Origin of the sequence: Bacillus sp. CBEL-1 (genome assembly GCF_004348885.1) — a bacterium.
In the GTDB taxonomy this organism is placed as follows: domain Bacteria; phylum Bacillota; class Bacilli; order Bacillales; family Bacillaceae_H; genus Priestia; species Priestia aryabhattai_A.
Genome location: NZ_SBIM01000021.1, coordinates 1 through 16,398, shown reverse-complemented (window position 1 = coordinate 16,398; position 16,398 = coordinate 1). Strand labels below are relative to the sequence as shown.

The 16,398-nt window shown below is 38.0% G+C and carries 19 protein-coding genes, 11 tRNA genes and 1 rRNA gene; 29 read left to right on the top strand and 2 right to left on the bottom strand.

The features are described 5' to 3' along the window. Positions 1–5: 5 nt before the first annotated feature. Together cshA and uvsE are read left to right on the top strand one after the other, a co-directional pair. Positions 6–1,514, top strand: coding sequence for a degradosome RNA helicase CshA (gene cshA / locus EPL02_RS20250; RefSeq protein ID WP_094913178.1), 1,509 nt, complete (start codon positions 6–8; stop codon positions 1,512–1,514). A gap of 75 nt (positions 1,515–1,589) precedes the next feature. Next, positions 1,590–2,558 (top strand): UV DNA damage repair endonuclease UvsE, encoded by a 969-nt coding sequence (uvsE, locus tag EPL02_RS20245; RefSeq protein ID WP_131888580.1) that lies wholly within the window; start codon positions 1,590–1,592, stop codon positions 2,556–2,558. A 35-nt stretch (positions 2,559–2,593) separates the two neighbouring features. Here the strand turns inward: uvsE and EPL02_RS20240 are convergent, their stop codons facing one another. Continuing rightward, complete coding sequence (locus EPL02_RS20240; RefSeq protein WP_222582624.1) at positions 2,594–3,181, bottom strand: rhomboid family intramembrane serine protease; 588 nt, start codon at positions 3,179–3,181, stop codon at positions 2,594–2,596. A gap of 96 nt (positions 3,182–3,277) precedes the next feature. On the opposite strand from EPL02_RS20240, the gene acpS reads away from it, so the two are divergent. From acpS to EPL02_RS20170, 14 genes are all read left to right on the top strand, one after another. Continuing rightward, a complete protein-coding gene (gene acpS, locus EPL02_RS20235; RefSeq protein ID WP_131888579.1) occupies positions 3,278–3,646 on the top strand; it encodes a holo-ACP synthase in 369 nt (122 codons plus the stop codon). A gap of 113 nt (positions 3,647–3,759) precedes the next feature. Continuing rightward, the gene (locus tag EPL02_RS20230) at positions 3,760–4,776 is read left to right on the top strand and encodes a LolA family protein (protein WP_094913181.1); all 1,017 of its coding nucleotides are present in this window, start codon (positions 3,760–3,762) and stop codon (positions 4,774–4,776) included. 188 nt (positions 4,777–4,964) lie between these two features. Continuing rightward, positions 4,965–6,137, top strand: coding sequence for an alanine racemase (alr, locus tag EPL02_RS20225; RefSeq protein WP_094913182.1), 1,173 nt, complete (start codon positions 4,965–4,967; stop codon positions 6,135–6,137). A gap of 175 nt (positions 6,138–6,312) precedes the next feature. Next, complete coding sequence (locus EPL02_RS20220) at positions 6,313–6,594, top strand: CopG family ribbon-helix-helix protein (protein WP_025910605.1); 282 nt, start codon at positions 6,313–6,315, stop codon at positions 6,592–6,594. Between the two features lie 4 nt (positions 6,595–6,598). Further along, a complete protein-coding gene (locus tag EPL02_RS20215) occupies positions 6,599–6,949 on the top strand; it encodes a type II toxin-antitoxin system PemK/MazF family toxin (RefSeq protein WP_025910606.1) in 351 nt (116 codons plus the stop codon). Between the two features lie 173 nt (positions 6,950–7,122). Then, on the top strand, positions 7,123–7,959 hold the full coding sequence (locus EPL02_RS20210) for an RsbT co-antagonist protein RsbRA (protein WP_094913183.1): 837 nt from the start codon (positions 7,123–7,125) through the stop codon (positions 7,957–7,959). Then, positions 7,956–8,318: an STAS domain-containing protein gene (locus EPL02_RS20205; RefSeq protein ID WP_094913184.1), complete on the top strand. Its 363-nt coding sequence runs from the start codon at positions 7,956–7,958 to the stop codon at positions 8,316–8,318. Before EPL02_RS20210 ends, EPL02_RS20205 begins: the two co-directional genes overlap by 4 nt. Positions 8,319–8,321: 3 nt before the next feature. Next, positions 8,322–8,723 carry an anti-sigma regulatory factor gene (locus tag EPL02_RS20200; protein WP_094913185.1) on the top strand — a complete coding sequence of 134 codons (402 nt, stop codon included), beginning with the start codon at positions 8,322–8,324 and terminating at the stop codon, positions 8,721–8,723. 11 nt (positions 8,724–8,734) lie between these two features. Then, the gene (locus tag EPL02_RS20195) at positions 8,735–9,748 is read left to right on the top strand and encodes a PP2C family protein-serine/threonine phosphatase (protein ID WP_094913186.1); all 1,014 of its coding nucleotides are present in this window, start codon (positions 8,735–8,737) and stop codon (positions 9,746–9,748) included. A 62-nt stretch (positions 9,749–9,810) separates the two neighbouring features. Then, positions 9,811–10,143: an anti-sigma factor antagonist gene (locus EPL02_RS20190; RefSeq protein WP_094913187.1), complete on the top strand. Its 333-nt coding sequence runs from the start codon at positions 9,811–9,813 to the stop codon at positions 10,141–10,143. After that, complete coding sequence (gene rsbW / locus EPL02_RS20185) at positions 10,140–10,625, top strand: anti-sigma B factor RsbW (protein WP_094913188.1); 486 nt, start codon at positions 10,140–10,142, stop codon at positions 10,623–10,625. Before EPL02_RS20190 ends, rsbW begins: the two co-directional genes overlap by 4 nt. Then, positions 10,591–11,385, top strand: coding sequence for an RNA polymerase sigma factor SigB (gene sigB / locus EPL02_RS20180; protein WP_094913189.1), 795 nt, complete (start codon positions 10,591–10,593; stop codon positions 11,383–11,385). Before rsbW ends, sigB begins: the two co-directional genes overlap by 35 nt. After that, the gene (locus tag EPL02_RS20175) at positions 11,382–11,993 is read left to right on the top strand and encodes a PP2C family serine/threonine-protein phosphatase (RefSeq protein WP_222582626.1); all 612 of its coding nucleotides are present in this window, start codon (positions 11,382–11,384) and stop codon (positions 11,991–11,993) included. Before sigB ends, EPL02_RS20175 begins: the two co-directional genes overlap by 4 nt. Before the next feature lie 118 nt (positions 11,994–12,111). Beyond that, on the top strand, positions 12,112–14,259 hold the full coding sequence (locus EPL02_RS20170; protein WP_094913193.1) for a Tex family protein: 2,148 nt from the start codon (positions 12,112–12,114) through the stop codon (positions 14,257–14,259). A gap of 60 nt (positions 14,260–14,319) precedes the next feature. Here the strand turns inward: EPL02_RS20170 and cmpA are convergent, their stop codons facing one another. Next, entirely contained in the window at positions 14,320–14,439 is a 120-nt protein-coding gene (gene cmpA, locus EPL02_RS20165; protein ID WP_090752704.1) for a cortex morphogenetic protein CmpA, read from the bottom strand. Between the two features lie 96 nt (positions 14,440–14,535). On the opposite strand from cmpA, the gene EPL02_RS20160 reads away from it, so the two are divergent. From EPL02_RS20160 to EPL02_RS20100, 13 genes are all read left to right on the top strand, one after another. Next, positions 14,536–14,994, top strand: a complete 459-nt coding sequence (locus EPL02_RS20160; RefSeq protein ID WP_094913190.1) for a SprT family protein — start codon at positions 14,536–14,538, stop codon at positions 14,992–14,994. 127 nt (positions 14,995–15,121) lie between these two features. Continuing rightward, a tRNA-Asn gene (locus tag EPL02_RS20155) sits at positions 15,122–15,196 on the top strand. A 7-nt stretch (positions 15,197–15,203) separates the two neighbouring features. Continuing rightward, positions 15,204–15,294 (top strand) — tRNA-Ser (locus EPL02_RS20150). A gap of 9 nt (positions 15,295–15,303) precedes the next feature. Further along, a tRNA-Glu gene (locus EPL02_RS20145) sits at positions 15,304–15,375 on the top strand. A 31-nt stretch (positions 15,376–15,406) separates the two neighbouring features. Next, positions 15,407–15,479: transfer RNA gene (locus EPL02_RS20140), tRNA-Val, on the top strand. Between the two features lie 29 nt (positions 15,480–15,508). Further along, a tRNA-Asp gene (locus EPL02_RS20135) sits at positions 15,509–15,584 on the top strand. A 13-nt stretch (positions 15,585–15,597) separates the two neighbouring features. Next, a tRNA-Gln gene (locus tag EPL02_RS20130) sits at positions 15,598–15,672 on the top strand. Between the two features lie 4 nt (positions 15,673–15,676). Continuing rightward, positions 15,677–15,752: transfer RNA gene (locus EPL02_RS20125), tRNA-Lys, on the top strand. A gap of 18 nt (positions 15,753–15,770) precedes the next feature. Then, positions 15,771–15,853, top strand: a tRNA-Leu gene (locus EPL02_RS20120). Positions 15,854–15,880: 27 nt separating this feature from the next. Then, positions 15,881–15,967: transfer RNA gene (locus EPL02_RS20115), tRNA-Leu, on the top strand. Positions 15,968–16,056: 89 nt separating this feature from the next. Beyond that, a tRNA-Arg gene (locus EPL02_RS20110) sits at positions 16,057–16,133 on the top strand. Positions 16,134–16,136: 3 nt separating this feature from the next. Next, a tRNA-Gly gene (locus EPL02_RS20105) sits at positions 16,137–16,210 on the top strand. An 87-nt stretch (positions 16,211–16,297) separates the two neighbouring features. After that, positions 16,298–16,398 (top strand): 16S ribosomal RNA (locus EPL02_RS20100); the annotation flags it as partial.

Sequence of the window (16,398 nt, the reverse complement as noted above, 5' to 3'; positions counted from 1 at the left end):
AAAATTTGGCATTATTTCAAGAGTTAGGTTTAAGTCAACAGCTAAACAATGCTGTTAGTAAAATGGGTTTTGAGGAAGCTACACCAATCCAATCTGAAACAATTCCTTTAGCGTTACAAGGCCATGATTTAATTGGACAAGCACAAACAGGAACTGGTAAAACAGCTGCATTCGGTATTCCTCTTATTGAAAAAGTAGATGCAAACGTTGATGCAATTCAAGGTTTAATTATTGCACCTACACGTGAACTTGCGGTACAGGTATCTGAAGAACTTTATAAAATTGGACAAACAAAACGCGTTCGCGTTTTACCAATCTACGGTGGTCAAGATATCAGCCGTCAAATTCGCGCTCTAAAGAAACGCCCTCACATTATCGTTGGAACACCAGGACGTATGTTAGATCATATTAACCGTCGTACACTTCGCTTACAAGATGTTCACACTGTTGTATTAGATGAAGCGGATGAAATGTTAAACATGGGATTCATTGAAGATATTGAAAAAATCTTATCTAATGTTCCTGAAAGTCATCAAACGCTATTATTCTCAGCAACAATGCCTGACCCAATCCGCCGCATTGCTGAAAAATTCATGAGCGAACCTAAAGTTGTAAAAGTAAAAGCAAAAGAAGTAACGGTTCCAAACATTCAACAGTACTACATTGAAGTACAAGAAAAACGTAAATTTGATGTATTAACACGTCTTTTAGATATGCAATCACCAGAATTAGCTATTATCTTTGGTCGTACAAAGCGTCGTGTGGATGAGTTGTCAGAAGCTCTAAACGTACGTGGTTATTCTGCTCAAGGAATCCATGGTGATTTAACACAAGCGAAACGTCTATCTGTTTTACGTCAATTTAAAGAAGGTTCTATTGACGTGTTAGTTGCTACAGATGTAGCTGCTCGTGGATTAGATATCTCAGGCGTAACTCACGTTTATAACTTTGATATTCCACAAGATCCAGAAAGCTATGTTCACCGTATTGGACGTACAGGTCGTGCGGGCAAAATGGGTGCAGCGATGACGTTTGTAACACCAAGAGAATCTGGTCAATTACACAACATTGAGCGTACAACTAAGCGTAAAATGGATCGTATGACGCCTCCAACATTGGATGAGGCATTAGAAGGTCAACAGCGTATTGCTGCAGATAAGTTAGTTGAAACAGTAAAAACAGGCAACTTATCTTACTATAAGCAATTAGCTGAAGAGCTGTTAGAAGAAAATGAATCTGTAGCATTAGTAGCAGCAGCACTTAAGTTAGCGACAAAAGAGCCAAACGATGTGCCTGTAAACTTAACAGCTGAGCCACCTGTTGTTGGAAAAGGTGATAAGAAAAGACGCGGTGGTAATAACGGCAGTGGTCGTTCACGCTCTAATTCTAAAAACTATTCACAACAAAACCGTCGTGGAAACTCTAAGCGATTTGGAGATAAGCGCCGTAGCAATAACAGCGGTGGTCAAGGAAATCGTCAAAATAACCGCAAAGATTCACGTACAAAAGCATAAAATAAAAGCGAGCCAATTGGCTCGCTTATTTTTTTTGCCGTTAGGAAATACTAAAAGGAAAGTGAGGTGTTTTCAATGTCCACGTTAGTGCGTTTAGGGTATGTAGCAATGAGTGTGCAATTACAGAATGCATCGCCTTCTCAGACGATGACATTTGCACAGTTTGGGCGAATTCGAGACCGAGCAGCTGCCATTTCCAAACTAGAGCGTATTGCTATTTCAAACTTAGAAAATTGTTTGAGGTTATTAAAGCATAATGCTTGGAGTGAAGTGGAATTTTTTCGACTTAGTTCAAAGCTTATTCCCCTTGCTAACCATCCCGAACTTAGTGATTGGAACTACATAAACGCTTTAAAACCTGTCATGTTCAAGATTCGTCAGTTTCTAGAAGAAAATCCAATGCGCGTTGATTTTCATCCCGATCATTTTGTTGTGCTAAACTCTACAGATAAAGATATTTTCAAGCACTCTCTTGAAACGCTTCAAATGCATAAAAAGTTATTAAAAGGAATGGGGATACTACCCAAAAACCGTTGTGTTTTACATGTTGGCGGGGCTTATAATGACAAAGAAAAAGCGCTTGAACAGTTTATTCATAACTGGGGGTTAGTACCTCATTCTATTCAAGAAATGATTATGCTTGAAAATGATGATACAACATTCTCTGTTCAGGATGCGTTATATCTTTGTGAAAAACTAAACATTCCTTTAATATTTGATTTGCATCATCATCAAGCAAATCATGAAAACCCCGATTGGAAAGAATATTGGCCTAGGATTGTTGCTACGTGGGAACAGGAAAAGCTCCCATTGAAAATGCACATTTCAAGTCCCAAAAGCTCAAAAGAATTTCGTGCCCATGCGGATTACATTAATGCAGAAGAGTTTTATTCATTCCTACAATCAATTTCTGGGACAATACCACAGATTGACTGTATGATTGAAGCAAAACAAAAGGATGCAGCACTTTTTAAACTAATGAATGATTTAAAAATGTATAAAGGAATCGAAATAGTAAATGGATCCACGTTTATTGTAAAATAACAAGAGAACAGTTCTTTGAACGAACTGTTCTCTTGTTATTTACGAGCAAACAAAATGGTTAATAGATAGCCGCTTATAAATCCACCTATATGAGCAACGTTATTTACTCCACTATTTAAAAATCCAGATAGTAATCCTATAATCAGGAGCACAATAACAATTTGTTGATCGCTTTTTGTAAAATAGATCGTTTTGTTTCGAATGAAATAAATGTAGGCACCGAAAATGCCAAAGATTGCACCTGATGCGCCTACATGACTATAATAAGCAGGCTGAATGATAAAGGTAAGTACATTTGCTAATATGCCACATGCCATATAAAAGCCTAGAAATTTATAGCGTGAAAGCTCCCTTTCTAGACGTGGTGCAAATAAAAATAGTGAAAATGAGTTAAACAGCAAATGACCAAAGCTATTGTGTAGGAACATGGATGTTGCCAAGCGCCAGTATTCTCCTTGGCTAATGGCACCGTTATAACCAATAAAGTTATAAAATAAGGATTGGATAGATTGGACAGGAATCAAAAATAAAATCCATAAAATTATATGAATACAAAGTAGTAGAAATGTAATTGGGTAGTAGGTTCTGAATTCACGAAAGCTTTCAGTTCGCACAAAGATCATAAACACTTCCTTTCGTAGGGAACTTAGTATAAGTGTTCTAGGTGCATTTCTTTATTTTATGCAGTGTACAAAAAGATAGAAGGATGTGAAGAACAATTGATTAAAGGAATCGGACTAGATATTACAGAGCTAGATCGAATTGAAAAGCTTGTAAAAAGACAGCCTTCATTTGTTACTCGTATTTTAACAAAAAATGAAAAGGTGAGCTACGATAAACTCCAAGGGAAAAGACAGATTGAGTTTCTAGCAGGACGTTTTTCAGCGAAAGAGGCCTATTCTAAAGCATTGGGAACAGGAATAGGAAAAGATTTAAGCTTTCAAGATATTGAAGTTTTAAATGAACACAGTGGAAAACCAGTGCTTTATGTGCTAAACAGAAACGATAACAAGGACATTCATGTCTCTATTTCACACAGTCAACATTATGTTGTAACACAGGTAATTATTGAAAGCTCGTCAAGCTAGTCTGCATATTCATATTCCCAACTTCATATATTCATATTGCGGACAAGGGAGACAGGGAATATCTTGTTTCTCTCTACATGTAGGTATGACATGATATAAAAGGAGTTGGGGAGATGCATAAAAAGTTTATTGGGTTATTCGCATGCGCTTTTTTACTATTACTATTGGCTGCTTGTGGAGAAAAAAGCCAGCAAGATGTAACGGATGCATTAGATGCTAAGATTGAAGATATGAAAGGGTATAAAGCTGAAGCAGAAATGAAGCTAAATACAGGAAAGGATGCGCAGGTATATGACGTTGAGATTTGGCACAGTAAGCCAACGTATTATCGTGTAAATTTAAAAAATACGAAGAAAGACCAAAGTCAAATGATTTTGCGCAACGATGAAGGTGTCTTTGTCTTAACACCGGCTTTGAACAAAAGCTTCCGTTTCCAAAGCGACTGGCCACAGAACAGTAGCCAAGCTTACTTGTACGAGTCGTTAGTACAAGACATTGTGCAGGATGAGAGTGCCGAATTTAAATCAAACGACAAACATTATGTATTTAAGACAAAGACAAATTATCAAAATAGCACGATGTTACCGAAGCAAGAAATTACGCTGAATAAAAAGGATTTAACACCTGTATCTGTAAAAATTATGGATACAGATAATAAGGTACTGATTGAAGTAGATTTTTCAAAAGTACAATTTGATTCAAAGTTTGATAAAGGTGCATTTGATACAAAGCGTAACATGACCGGGGCAAAAATTGATGTTCCGACAATGGCTACAGAAAAATCTGATGAGTTTGGTGTGCTTTATCCAGAAATTCTACCAAAGGGAGTTAAATTAGCAGAAGAGAAAAAAGTTGAAGGTGAAAATGGTGAGCGAGTTGTCTTAAAATATGAAGGCAAAAAGTCGTTTACGCTTGTGCAAGAGAAAGCAAAAGTAGCGGAAACAGCGGTATCTACAGCTACTTTAACAGCAGGGGAGCCGTTTGATTTGGGATTTACAGTTGGAGCGCTAACAGATAAGACACTTTCTTGGTCTTATGATGGAATTGACTTTATGATTGCTTCGGAAAACTTAACGCCTGAAGAAATGAGTAAAGTAGCAAACTCAGTTCAAACTCAGCTTGGTAAATAACTGCTTTTAATACAGGCTCGCGAATAGCGAGCCTTTTTGTTTTCTTCTTTGAATGCGATTGCATTTGTGAGAAAATTCAAATCCGTTTAGGCTGATTTTTATTTCCTGCTAATGAACTTTAATTTTGGATGTATTATACTAGCAAAGTAGCATATGTTTATAATGGTTCTGAAAAAGGAAGTGTCACAATGGTTAAAGCATTTTACCGAGAAACATGGGCAGAAATTAATGCGGATGCAATCTTGTATAATGTTGAAGAAATTAAAAAGTTCTTAAAGTCAGGTCAAAAGCTTATGGCTGTAGTGAAAGCAAATGCATATGGGCATGGAGATGTAGAAGTAGCAGATTTAGCACTACAAGCAGGTGCTAACATGTTGGCAGTTGCATTTTTGGATGAAGCAATCTCACTTCGTCAGAAAGGGATTAAAGCCCCCATTTTAGTACTAGGAGCTGTGCCACCTCTCTACGTTAAAGAGGCAATTAAATGGAATATTATAATAACAGCTTATAGTAAGCAATGGATAGAAGAAGTAATGGCAGACCAAGCTAATAATGGAAAGTTAACTATTCATTTGAAAATAGATACTGGAATGGGAAGGCTAGGCTTACGAAGTGATGATGAGATTAAGGAAGTAGCAACACTTTTGAAGTCACAATCCTTTATGGAGGTAGAGGGGGTATTTACTCACTTTGCAACGGCAGATGAACTAAATTCAACGTACTTTCAAAATCAATATAACCGATTTCAAAACGTAGTTCAGCTCATTCAATCTCTAGGAATTAATCCTCCTTTAATTCACTGTGCAAACAGTGCGGCTATTTTTCAGCAGCCAGAAAATTTGTTTACGGCTGCTAGACTAGGCATTTCAATGTATGGATTAAGGCCTTCACCAGAGATGAAGGAGATCATTTCGATCCCTTTAAAAGAGGCTTTTTCATTGCATAGTACACTTGTACATGTTAAAAAAGTAGAGCCGGGTAGTGGAATCAGCTATGGTATTACGTATGAATCGGAGAAAGAAGAATGGATTGGAACGATTCCAATCGGTTATGCGGACGGATGGATTCGAAAGCTTCATAACTTCAATATTCTCGTTGAAGGAAAAAAAGTTCCTGTGGTGGGGCGTATTTGTATGGATCAACTAATGGTACGTCTTCCAGAGCGTTATCCAGTAGGCACAAAAGTGACGCTTATTGGTAAGCAGGGTGACGAAAAAATATCGATTGATCAAGTAGCACAGCACTTAGAAACAATTAACTATGAAATTCCTTGTATGATTTCAGCTCGCGTACCAAGGGTAATTGTGAAGAATCAAGAACAAGTGAATATTACGAACTACTTGTTGAACAAGCACGATTGACGTAGAATTTAATAAATATTCAGCTTAAAAATTAAATTTATGCATAAAACAATACGTCGATTGACAATAATAGTGTAGAAATTGACAGAATTAACTTTCCATTAATACGTATGAGTGTTATGATAAGGAAAGATGAGACTATTGGTGTGTGTATTGATGTTGGAGGTGTATGTTTGTGTCTGAAGCGAGCGCAACTACAGAAATCCTGGTAAGATTGCCGAAAAATTTAGTATCGGAACTTGATCTTATGGTGAAACAAGAAAATGGTAACAGAAGCGAATTTATTTACCAAGCAACGAAATTATACCTTCGTGAGCGAAAAAAACGCCATATTCGCGAGTCTATGCGTCGCGGATATATGGAGATGGCAAAGATAAATTTAAACATTGCTTCTGAAGCTTTCTTAGCTGAGTCTGAAGCAAACCACACAGTGGATCGTTTAGTCAGCGGGGGTTAATGTCTTGGTAGTCAAACGCGGCGACGTTTATTTTGCTGACCTATCTCCTGTTGTTGGCTCAGAACAAGGAGGCGTTCGCCCTGTACTTGTCATCCAAAATGATATTGGAAATCGATTTAGTCCGACTGTCATTGTTGCTGCAATTACTGCTCAAATTCAAAAGGCAAAGTTGCCTACGCATGTAGAAATTAATGCGAAAAAATATGGGTTTGAGCGCGATTCAGTTATTTTGCTAGAGCAAATTCGAACAATTGACAAACAGCGACTAACTGATAAGATTACCCATTTAGATGATGAAATGATGGACAGAGTGGATGATGCCTTGCAAATCAGTGTAGGACTTATCGACTTTTAGAATTATACTTCCATTTATACTAAGTTGCTCCTTTAAGGGCAACTTTTTTAATTTGACGAAGAATAACTAGTAAACGTATATTGAAAGAAGAAATTTATTTAATAGGTTTATTAAATAGGATAAAAAATGGCGAAATAGCATAAAGAAATGTGATTTCTTACAAGGAGGAGCCCATGAATCAAAAAGAGTTATTTGATTATATTCAACAATCTAAAGCGGATATATTTGAACGTTGGCTTGTTACAATGAATGATATTGAAACAGGTCGAATTAAAAGCGTTGTATCGGAACAAGTCTATGTAAACGTTAGTTCAGATTTTGTGAATGTAGTTTTATCAAATGCATTTCGTTCTTTAAAAGAGTTTTCAAATGAACTCGAAGATATCGTAGAGAAAGTGGTCAAGCTAGGATGGCCGCTTGGATACCTAACCCAAGGCTTGCGCGAATTAGGACATGTTGTTGTAGAAGGATATTTGAACGAAGGAAACCCAAACAAAGAAGCACACTCAGAGCTTTTTTATCATTTTGATAAATGGCTTAGTCCAGTTTATAACAAGGTAGTAGAGCAGTATTCAAGTTCATGGGAAAATACGGTGATGCTACAAAAAGTAGCTTTACAAGAATTGTCAGCACCGCTAATTCCGGTATTTGATAAAATAACAGTTATGCCACTTGTGGGAACAATTGATACAGAGCGTGCAAGAAAAATTATGGAAAACCTTCTGCAAGGCGTTGTTAAGCATCGCTCAGAAGTGGTTTTAATTGATATTACAGGAGTGCCGGTAGTTGATACAATGGTAGCTCACCATATTATACAAGCAGCTGAGGCTGTACGATTAGTAGGAGCAAAATGCTTATTAGTAGGGATTCGTCCTGAAATTGCACAAACCATTGTTAATTTAGGAATTAATTTAAATGAGCTAATTACGAAGAACTCATTAAAGAAAGGAATCGAATTTGCGTTAGAAATGACTAACCGTCAAATTGTCGATATGGAGTCGGGGGAATGAGCGTGAGAATACCGATCTTAAAACTATATGACTACTTACTAGTCTCGATTCAATGGGAGCTTGATGATCAAACAGCTATTCAATTTCAAGAAGACTTACTAAGCAAAATACACCAAACTGGAGCAAAAGGCGTAGTAATCGATTTAACATCCATTGATATGATTGACTCATTTATTGCTAAAGTGTTAGGTGATGTAGTTAGCATGTCTAGTTTAATGGGAGCGCGTGTTGTGTTAACAGGAATTCAACCTGCTGTTGCTATTACCTTAGTGGAGCTAGGTATTGGGTTAAATGATGTTTTCACTGCGCTTGACTTGGAAAAAGGTCTTGAGAAACTCCAATCGGAACTGGGGGAATAATAGATGGAATTCCAATCCAGTGTAAAAATTGTAACGGAGTGGGATATTGTAGCTGCGCGCCAACTAGGTAGGAATGTTTCCAAAGATTTAGGGTTTGGAACCGTAGACCAAGCGCGTATTACAACAGCCATCTCTGAGTTAGCACGTAACATTTATTTGTACGCAGGGAAAGGGCAGATTCATATTGAAAAGCTGGACCGTTCAACTACACGAGGGCTTTTAATCATTGCTAAAGATGAAGGACCAGGTATTCCTGATATCCGCAAAGTGATGGAAGATGGATATTCAACATCTGGGGGACTAGGTGCAGGTTTACCCGGAGTAAAGCGACTCATGGACGAATTTTCAATTGACTCAAATGTGGGAGACGGTACTGAAATCAAAGCAATTAAGTGGCTCCGCTAGGAGGAGAATAAATGTCTTTTGATAAAGAAATGAAACAACTATATAGAGATATTTTGGGGAACTATATTCAAACACAAGATGAGCAAGTTTTATACCAAGGACAAAAGTTAAGTCGCAAATCTTTAGAAAATGAAATATCGCCAGAAGACATCGTTAGTATTCATAAAGAGGTAATCGAGGAAATTTATTCTGATATTCCAGAGAAAGTATTGCATTCATTAGATTTTTTATTAGAAGTTATGATTAGCTATGGACTAGCCTTACGTGAACATCAAACGTTAAAAAGTAAGCAGAGGGAACTTCGGTCAGAGATTGAAGTAGCTGCAAACGTTCAGCAAAATTTATTGGGAACAAACATTCCCGACCATGTGGATACTTTAGAGATTGGCGCAGTGAGCGTACCAGCTAAGCAGATGAATGGCGATTATTTTCATTTTGTGGATGAAGATAAAGGCGGTGTTAGCATTGCCGTTGCAGACGTAATCGGTAAAGGAATACCAGCAGCAATGTGTATGTCGATGATTAAGTATGCGATGGATAGCTTACCAGATTCTCGGAAAAATCCAGGCTATGTGCTTGAAAATTTGAATAATATTGTAGAGCGTAATGTCGACCCGAGCATGTTTATTACAATGTTTTATGGGACGTACCACCCTACAACCAACTTGTTCACCTACGCATCAGCAGGTCATGAACCAGGGTTCTACTATGAAGCTTCAACTGATACATTTCATGATTTAGAAGCAAGAGGTCTAGTTTTAGGTGTAGATCGCCACGTGAAGTACGCACAGTATGAAAAAGAGCTTCACGAAGGTGATATGATTATCTTATTAACGGATGGTGTAACAGAATGTCGAACTGAAGAAGGATTTTTGGAAAGGTTGGACATCATAAAATTAATTCGTAAATACATGCATTTGACACCTCAAGAAATTGTTGAGGCGGTTTTTAAAGAATTAGAAAAGTTACAAGAGTTTCAGCTTAGAGATGATTTTACCCTAATTATTTTAAAAAAAGCGGTTTAATTCAAAAGAATAAAGGGTAAAGAATGTATAGTTTATGAAATCTGAGGGGGTTTATAGATACGATGAATTTAAAGATTGATGTTCAAGATGCTGGTCAGGAGTATCGTATTACATTGGCTGGCGAAATTGATGCATATACAGCTCCAAATTTAAAAGAGAAATTTATGGAAATAGCGGAACAAGACGGTGTTAAAATTACAATTGATTTAACAGACGTTTCATATATGGACAGTACAGGTCTTGGCGTTTTTATTGCGCTGTTAAAAGCGAGTAAAAAGCATAACGGTTCATTGAGGTTTGTTGGCGTGTCTGAGCGATTAAAGAGACTATTTGATATTACAGGATTGACGGATATTTTAAATGTGAATTCACAGGTAGAAGGTGGCGTGAAATGAAGCAACCGTATGATTTTGTTGAGATGAAGATTCCAGCCAAGCCAGATTATGTCGCAATCATTCGTCTAACTTTGTCAGGAGTAGCAAACCGTATGGGCTTCTCTTATGACGATATTGAAGATATGAAGATTGCTATAAGCGAAGCGTGTACGAATGCCGTTCAGCATGCTTATAAAGAAAATGAAAACGGTGAAGTTAAAGTAGGTTTTGGCCTTTTTTCTGACCGCTTAGAAATTATGGTGGTTGATAAAGGTGAAAGCTTTGATTTTGAAGAGTTAAAAGAAAAAATCGGTCCTTACGAGACAGCAGAAGAAGTTGAGATGCTGCCAGAAGGTGGATTAGGCTTATATTTAATTGAAACGCTCATGGATGAAGTGAAAATGATGAATTCTAAAGGTGTTACCCTCATGATGACAAAGTATTTGCAAAGAGAGCAGGTGGAGAGTGATGAAAACACAGTCTCAACCTATGAAATTAACTAAAGAGCAGGTTCAGGAACGAATTGAGCGTTTCCAAAAATTCCAAGATGAAGAAGCACAAAGTGAACTCGTTATTCATTATAAAAATCTTGTTGAATCAATTGCACGTCGTTATTCAAAAGGTCGCAGCTTGCATGAGGATATTGTCCAAGTAGGAATGCTCGGTCTTTTAGGTGCAATTCGCAGATATGATCCTTCGTTTGGAAGAAGCTTTGAGTCGTTTGCTGTTCCGACAATCATTGGTGAGATAAAACGATTCTTACGTGACAAAACGTGGAGCGTACATGTTCCTCGTCGAATTAAAGAGCTAGGTCCTAAAATTAAAGCAGCTGTTGAAGAGTTGACAACTCAGTTACAGCGCTCTCCTCAGGTGCAAGAGATTGCTGATTATATCGGATTCACGGAAGAAGAAGTTTTAGAGACGATGGAAATGGGGCAAAGCTACCAAGCGCTCTCTGTTGACCACTCCATTGAAGCGGATTCTGATGGCAGTACCGTAACTATTCTAGATTTAGTTGGAGAAAAAGAAGCAGGCTATGAAAAAACCGACCAAAGGTTGGTCTTAGAGAAGATTTTACATGTTTTAAGCGAGCGAGAAAGAGAAGTTATTCGTTATACATTTATTGAGAACTTAAGTCAAAAAGAAGCTGGAGAGAAATTAGGTATTTCTCAAATGCATGTCTCTCGTCTTCAAAGAAGAGCTCTTGATAAGCTTCGAAATGCTGCCCGAACCGATCTTAGCGAAGCGGAGTATAAAAAGTGACGAATCGTATATCTGCCAATCAATCTTTTATAAAAACAGCCACTTATCAAACACCCAAAGATGGAAATGCGTGTTGTGGTGATGGCTTTTATATCAAAGAAACTAGCGATTATTTCTTATGCGCTATTGCAGATGGGTTAGGAAGCGGTGAACATGCGAAAATAGCGTCCGATGCTGTCATTGAAACTGCAAAGCAAAATTATAATCTTGAGCTCGATGATTTAATGATGCTGTGTAATGATGTGACTAAAGGAACAAGAGGCGCCGCTGTTGCTCTATTGAAATTTGATAAGCGCAGTAGGCAGTTTTCATACACAAACGTAGGCAATATTCGATTTTATCTATATGCCCCAGACGGAAAGCTTACGTATCCTTTACCTGTAAAAGGATTTTTATCAGGTCGAAAACAAAAAATCCAGGTTCAGACTTTTTCATATGAACCTAGCTCACAGTTTTTAATTCATACAGATGGATTAGATTTAAAAGAAGTTAGAGCTTTCTTTGGTTCTCGAATGAACATTGAACAACTATCTGCTCAGCTCAAAGCAAAATTATCCTCTCATAAAGACGATGTAACGTTCATATTGGGAGAGCTACCGACAAGCTAATGATGTAAAAATTTAACTCACATGTGCTAATACATGTGAGTTTTGTTACAATTAAAAGAAAACATTGCTAGGAGAGATTGAGTTGACGGCCATAGCAAAAGTGCAAACAATTGATGTAATGAAGCATGTAAGTAATCAAATAAACCTGTCCTTAAAACAAGTAAAGAATGTAATCGACTTAATTGAAGAGGGAAATACAGTTCCATTTATTGCTCGGTATCGCAAGGAGCAAACAGGCTCTCTTGATGAAGTGCAAATTCGAACAATTTTAGATGAGTGGACCTACTTAACAAACTTAAATAACCGAAAAGAAGAGGTTATTCGTTTAATTGAAGAACAAGGGAAATTAACCGATGAGCTTGCTACAAGAATTGTGAAAGCAACAAAGTTACAGCAAGTAGAAGATCTATATAGACCTTACAAACAAAAGCGAAGAACGAAAGCAACTGTTGCAAAAGAAAAAGGATTAGAACCATTTGCTCAATGGATTTTAACATTTCCTTTAGAAACAGTTAAGGAGAAAGCAAAGCTATACGTATCTAAGGAAAAAGGCGTCGATAACGTCGAAGATGCTATTCAAGGTGCTCTAGATATCATCGCAGAGATTATATCCGATGAACCTTCCTATCGTCAGTGGATTCGAGACTATACCTTTAAACATGGCGTGATTGAAACTGAAGCTAAAGCCCATGAAAAAGATGAAAAAAACGTCTATGAAATGTATTACGATTATAAGGAATCTGTAACCAAGATTGTTCCTCATCGCGTGTTAGCCATGAATAGAGGAGAAAAAGATGGGGTATTAAAAGTATCTATTAATGTATCTCCAGAAGGTATTCTTAGATATATCCAAACAGGGTTTATTAAAAATACGAAGTCACCTGTTGTCTTATTAGTAGAAGAAGCTATTGCGGATGCGTATAAGCGCCTAATTGCTCCTGCTATTGAACGAGAAATTCGAAAAGACCTAACAGAGAGAGCTGAAGCACAAGCTATACATATCTTTTCTGAAAATTTGAGAAAGCTACTTCTTCAACCTCCTCTAAAAGGAAAGGTTGTCTTAGCTGTAGATCCTGCATATCGAACTGGATGTAAGTTGGCAGCTATTGATGAAACAGGAAAAGTACTCAAAATTGATGTTGTTTACCCGCATCCTCCCGTTAACAAAAAAGAAGAAAGTGTAAAGCGAATCATTGAAATTATTGAAAAGTTTTCAATTGAGATGGTAGCAATCGGAAACGGTACAGCTTCTAGAGAAACAGAGCAGTTCATCGCAGAGATTCTACAGCAGCAGCCTAGAAATATCTTTTATTTAATTGTGAATGAAGCGGGCGCTAGCGTTTACTCTGCCTCAGACATTGCTAGAGATGAATTTCCGAACTTTCAGGTAGAAGAAAGAAGCGCAGTCTCAATTGGGCGAAGGTTACAAGACCCGCTTGCTGAGCTTGTCAAAATAGATCCGAAATCCGTTGGCGTTGGACAATATCAGCATGATGTTTCTCAAAAACAGCTAAATGATTCATTAACGTTCGTTGTGGAGACAGTAGTAAATCAAGTAGGAGTCAATGTAAATACAGCTTCTTCTTCTTTGCTTCAATATGTGTCAGGTTTGAATAAGACGGTTGCTCAAAACATCATTCGCTATCGAGAAGAGAACGGAAAGCTTAAAAGTCGAAAAGAGTTAAAGAAGATTCCGAGATTAGGGGCTAAAACATATGAACAATGTATTGGCTTCTTGCGAATTATTGATGGTCAAGAGCCGTTAGATCAAACAAGTATTCACCCTGAGAGTTATGGCTACGTTAACGAATTGTTAGGTAAATTGAATTTGACTTATGATGCTCTTGGAACAGATGAATTAAAACAAGCATTAAATAGCTTATCTGTCTCAGATCTTTCAAAAGAGCTAGGAGTTGGAGAGTTTACTTTAAAAGATATTATTCAAGCTTTGGTACAGCCGGGTAGAGACCCCAGAGACGATTTGCCAAAACCACTCCTAAAGAAAGATATTTTACAGCTTGAAGATTTATCAAAAGGTCTTCAACTTGAAGGAACAGTGCGTAACGTAGTAGATTTTGGCGCGTTTATAGATATCGGTGTAAAGCAGGACGGTCTTGTTCATATTTCAAAATTAACAACTAAGTATGTAAAGCATCCGTTAGACGTAATTTCTGTCGGAGATGTAGTAACTGTTTGGGTAGAAGATGTAGATGTGGCTAAAGGAAGAGTTTCATTGACAATGATTTCTCCAAAAGCTACTTCGTAAATCCATCAGAAAAATCGCTCTGGCATTAAAGTCAGGGCGATTTCTCTATTGTTGTAGAAGTTAGTCCATTGAAGAGTGGTTTTTACGGTAAAAAAACCAGCATTGGTTTAATAATCGAATTTGTGCACAATCTTTCTGTAAGTAAGCACGCTGCATTTGTCTTTGTAACCACATCGGCATCACAGCATTCGCTCCTTTTATATAAGTGTATAAAAATAATGTAATATTAAATGTATGCAAGGCATGCTAGTCAGGTGATACCAAGGGGGGAAGAAAATGGAGAACAATGAATTGCAGCAATTAGTAGAAGAAATATCAATGAAGTTTTTCCAAAAACCTTTTTTCCATAAAGCTTATTTTAATAGACGTTTAAGAGCAACGGGTGGGAGGTATCTGGTTCATAACTCTAATATTGAAATCAACTATGGTCACTATGAAGAACATGGTCAAGAAGAAGTTGTTAATATTATTAAACATGAGCTATGTCATTACCATTTGCACTTAGAAGGTAAAGGATATCGACATCGGGATCGAGATTTCCGTCAATTAATGAAAGAAGTAAACGCTCCAAGATTTTGCCAACCGCTTGCGAAAAACATAGAAAAGAAGCAAAATAGTCCAATACATCTTTATCAGTGCACTGGTTGCAAGATTAAATATACGAGAAAGCGAAAGATTCAGCTACAAAAATATCGCTGCGGTTATTGTAATGGAATGTTAAAAAAAATAGAGTAAGTCCTTGACTATGGAAAATTCATATGATAAATTTATAAAGCACTCAAAAGTGCTTAAATATTTCTTCGAAAACATATTGACAAAACCGTCAAAATATAGTAAATTTTAATGAGTCTGATAACATTATTCCACAGTAGCTCAGTGGTAGAGCAATCGGCTGTTAACCGATCGGTCGTAGGTTCGAGTCCTACCTGTGGAGCCATGAAAATGGGGAAGTACTCAAGAGGCTGAAGAGGCGCCCCTGCTAAGGGTGTAGGTCGCGTAAGCGGCGCGAGGGTTCAAATCCCTCCTTCTCCGCCATTTTATAATGGCCCGTTGGTCAAGTGGTTAAGACACCGCCCTTTCACGGCGGTAACACGGGTTCGAATCCCGTACGGGTCATACTTGTTTGAAGAATTCATGATTTAATTCCGGAGGATTAGCTCAGCTGGGAGAGCACCTGCCTTACAAGCAGGGGGTCGGCGGTTCGATCCCGTCATCCTCCATATTTTAGTTGTATATCATCTATATGGATGGTCCCGTGGTGTAGCGGTTAACATGCCTGCCTGTCACGCAGGAGATCGCGGGTTCGATTCCCGTCGGGACCGCCATTTCTTTCTTGATTGGGCTATAGCCAAGCGGTAAGGCAACGGACTTTGACTCCGTCATGCGTTGGTTCGAATCCAGCTAGCCCAGCCATCAAGAGCCATTAGCTCAGTTGGTAGAGCATCTGACTTTTAATCAGAGGGTCGAAGGTTCGAGTCCTTCATGGCTCACCATTTTAAATACACACACATGCGGGTGTGGCGGAATTGGCAGACGCGCTAGACTTAGGATCTAGTGTCTTTATGACGTGGGGGTTCAAGTCCCTTCACCCGCACTTTTATCTTTAACCTTTTTTATTTAAGCGGTCGTGGCGGAATGGCAGACGCGCTAGGTTGAGGGCCTAGTGGGTGAATAACCCGTGGAGGTTCAAGTCCTCTCGGCCGCACCAAAAAAAATAAAAAAAGGTGTTGACACTTGAGAGTGAAGATGATAAGATAGTTAAGTCGCTAACGAAGCGGTGAATGAAATTAAAAAAATGCGCCCGTAGCTCAATTGGATAGAGCGTTTGACTACGGATCAAAAGGTTAGGGGTTCGACTCCTCTCGGGCGCGCCATATGCGGGTGTAGTTTAATGGTAAAACCTCAGCCTTCCAAGCTGATGTCGTGAGTTCGATTCTCATCACCCGCTCCATTATTATTAATTTGAACTTTGAAAACTGAACAAAGCGACAAACGTCAACGTTAATTTTTTAAAACTTTTATGAGCAAGTCAAACATTTCTTCGGAGAGTTTGATCCTGGCTCAGGATGAACGCTGGCGGCGTGCCTAATACATGCAAGTCGAGCGAACTGATTAGAAGCTTGCTTCTATGACGTTAGC

Excerpts from the sequence above, each read along its gene's own strand:
- uvsE (WP_131888580.1), top strand. The coding sequence starts at position 1,590 with ATGTCCACGTTAGTGCGTTTAGGGTATGTAGCAATGAGTGTGCAATTA.
- EPL02_RS20240 (WP_222582624.1), bottom strand. The coding sequence starts at position 3,181 with ATGATCTTTGTGCGAACTGAAAGCTTTCGTGAATTCAGAACCTACTAC.
- EPL02_RS20230 (WP_094913181.1), top strand. The coding sequence starts at position 3,760 with ATGCATAAAAAGTTTATTGGGTTATTCGCATGCGCTTTTTTACTATTA.
- alr (WP_094913182.1), top strand. The coding sequence starts at position 4,965 with ATGGTTAAAGCATTTTACCGAGAAACATGGGCAGAAATTAATGCGGAT.
- EPL02_RS20210 (WP_094913183.1), top strand. The coding sequence starts at position 7,123 with ATGAATCAAAAAGAGTTATTTGATTATATTCAACAATCTAAAGCGGAT.
- EPL02_RS20205 (WP_094913184.1), top strand. The coding sequence starts at position 7,956 with ATGAGCGTGAGAATACCGATCTTAAAACTATATGACTACTTACTAGTC.
- EPL02_RS20200 (WP_094913185.1), top strand. The coding sequence starts at position 8,322 with ATGGAATTCCAATCCAGTGTAAAAATTGTAACGGAGTGGGATATTGTA.
- EPL02_RS20195 (WP_094913186.1), top strand. The coding sequence starts at position 8,735 with ATGTCTTTTGATAAAGAAATGAAACAACTATATAGAGATATTTTGGGG.
- EPL02_RS20190 (WP_094913187.1), top strand. The coding sequence starts at position 9,811 with ATGAATTTAAAGATTGATGTTCAAGATGCTGGTCAGGAGTATCGTATT.
- rsbW (WP_094913188.1), top strand. The coding sequence starts at position 10,140 with ATGAAGCAACCGTATGATTTTGTTGAGATGAAGATTCCAGCCAAGCCA.
- sigB (WP_094913189.1), top strand. The coding sequence starts at position 10,591 with ATGAAAACACAGTCTCAACCTATGAAATTAACTAAAGAGCAGGTTCAG.
- EPL02_RS20170 (WP_094913193.1), top strand. The coding sequence starts at position 12,112 with ATGAAGCATGTAAGTAATCAAATAAACCTGTCCTTAAAACAAGTAAAG.
- cmpA (WP_090752704.1), bottom strand. The coding sequence starts at position 14,439 with ATGCCGATGTGGTTACAAAGACAAATGCAGCGTGCTTACTTACAGAAA.
- EPL02_RS20160 (WP_094913190.1), top strand. The coding sequence starts at position 14,536 with ATGGAGAACAATGAATTGCAGCAATTAGTAGAAGAAATATCAATGAAG.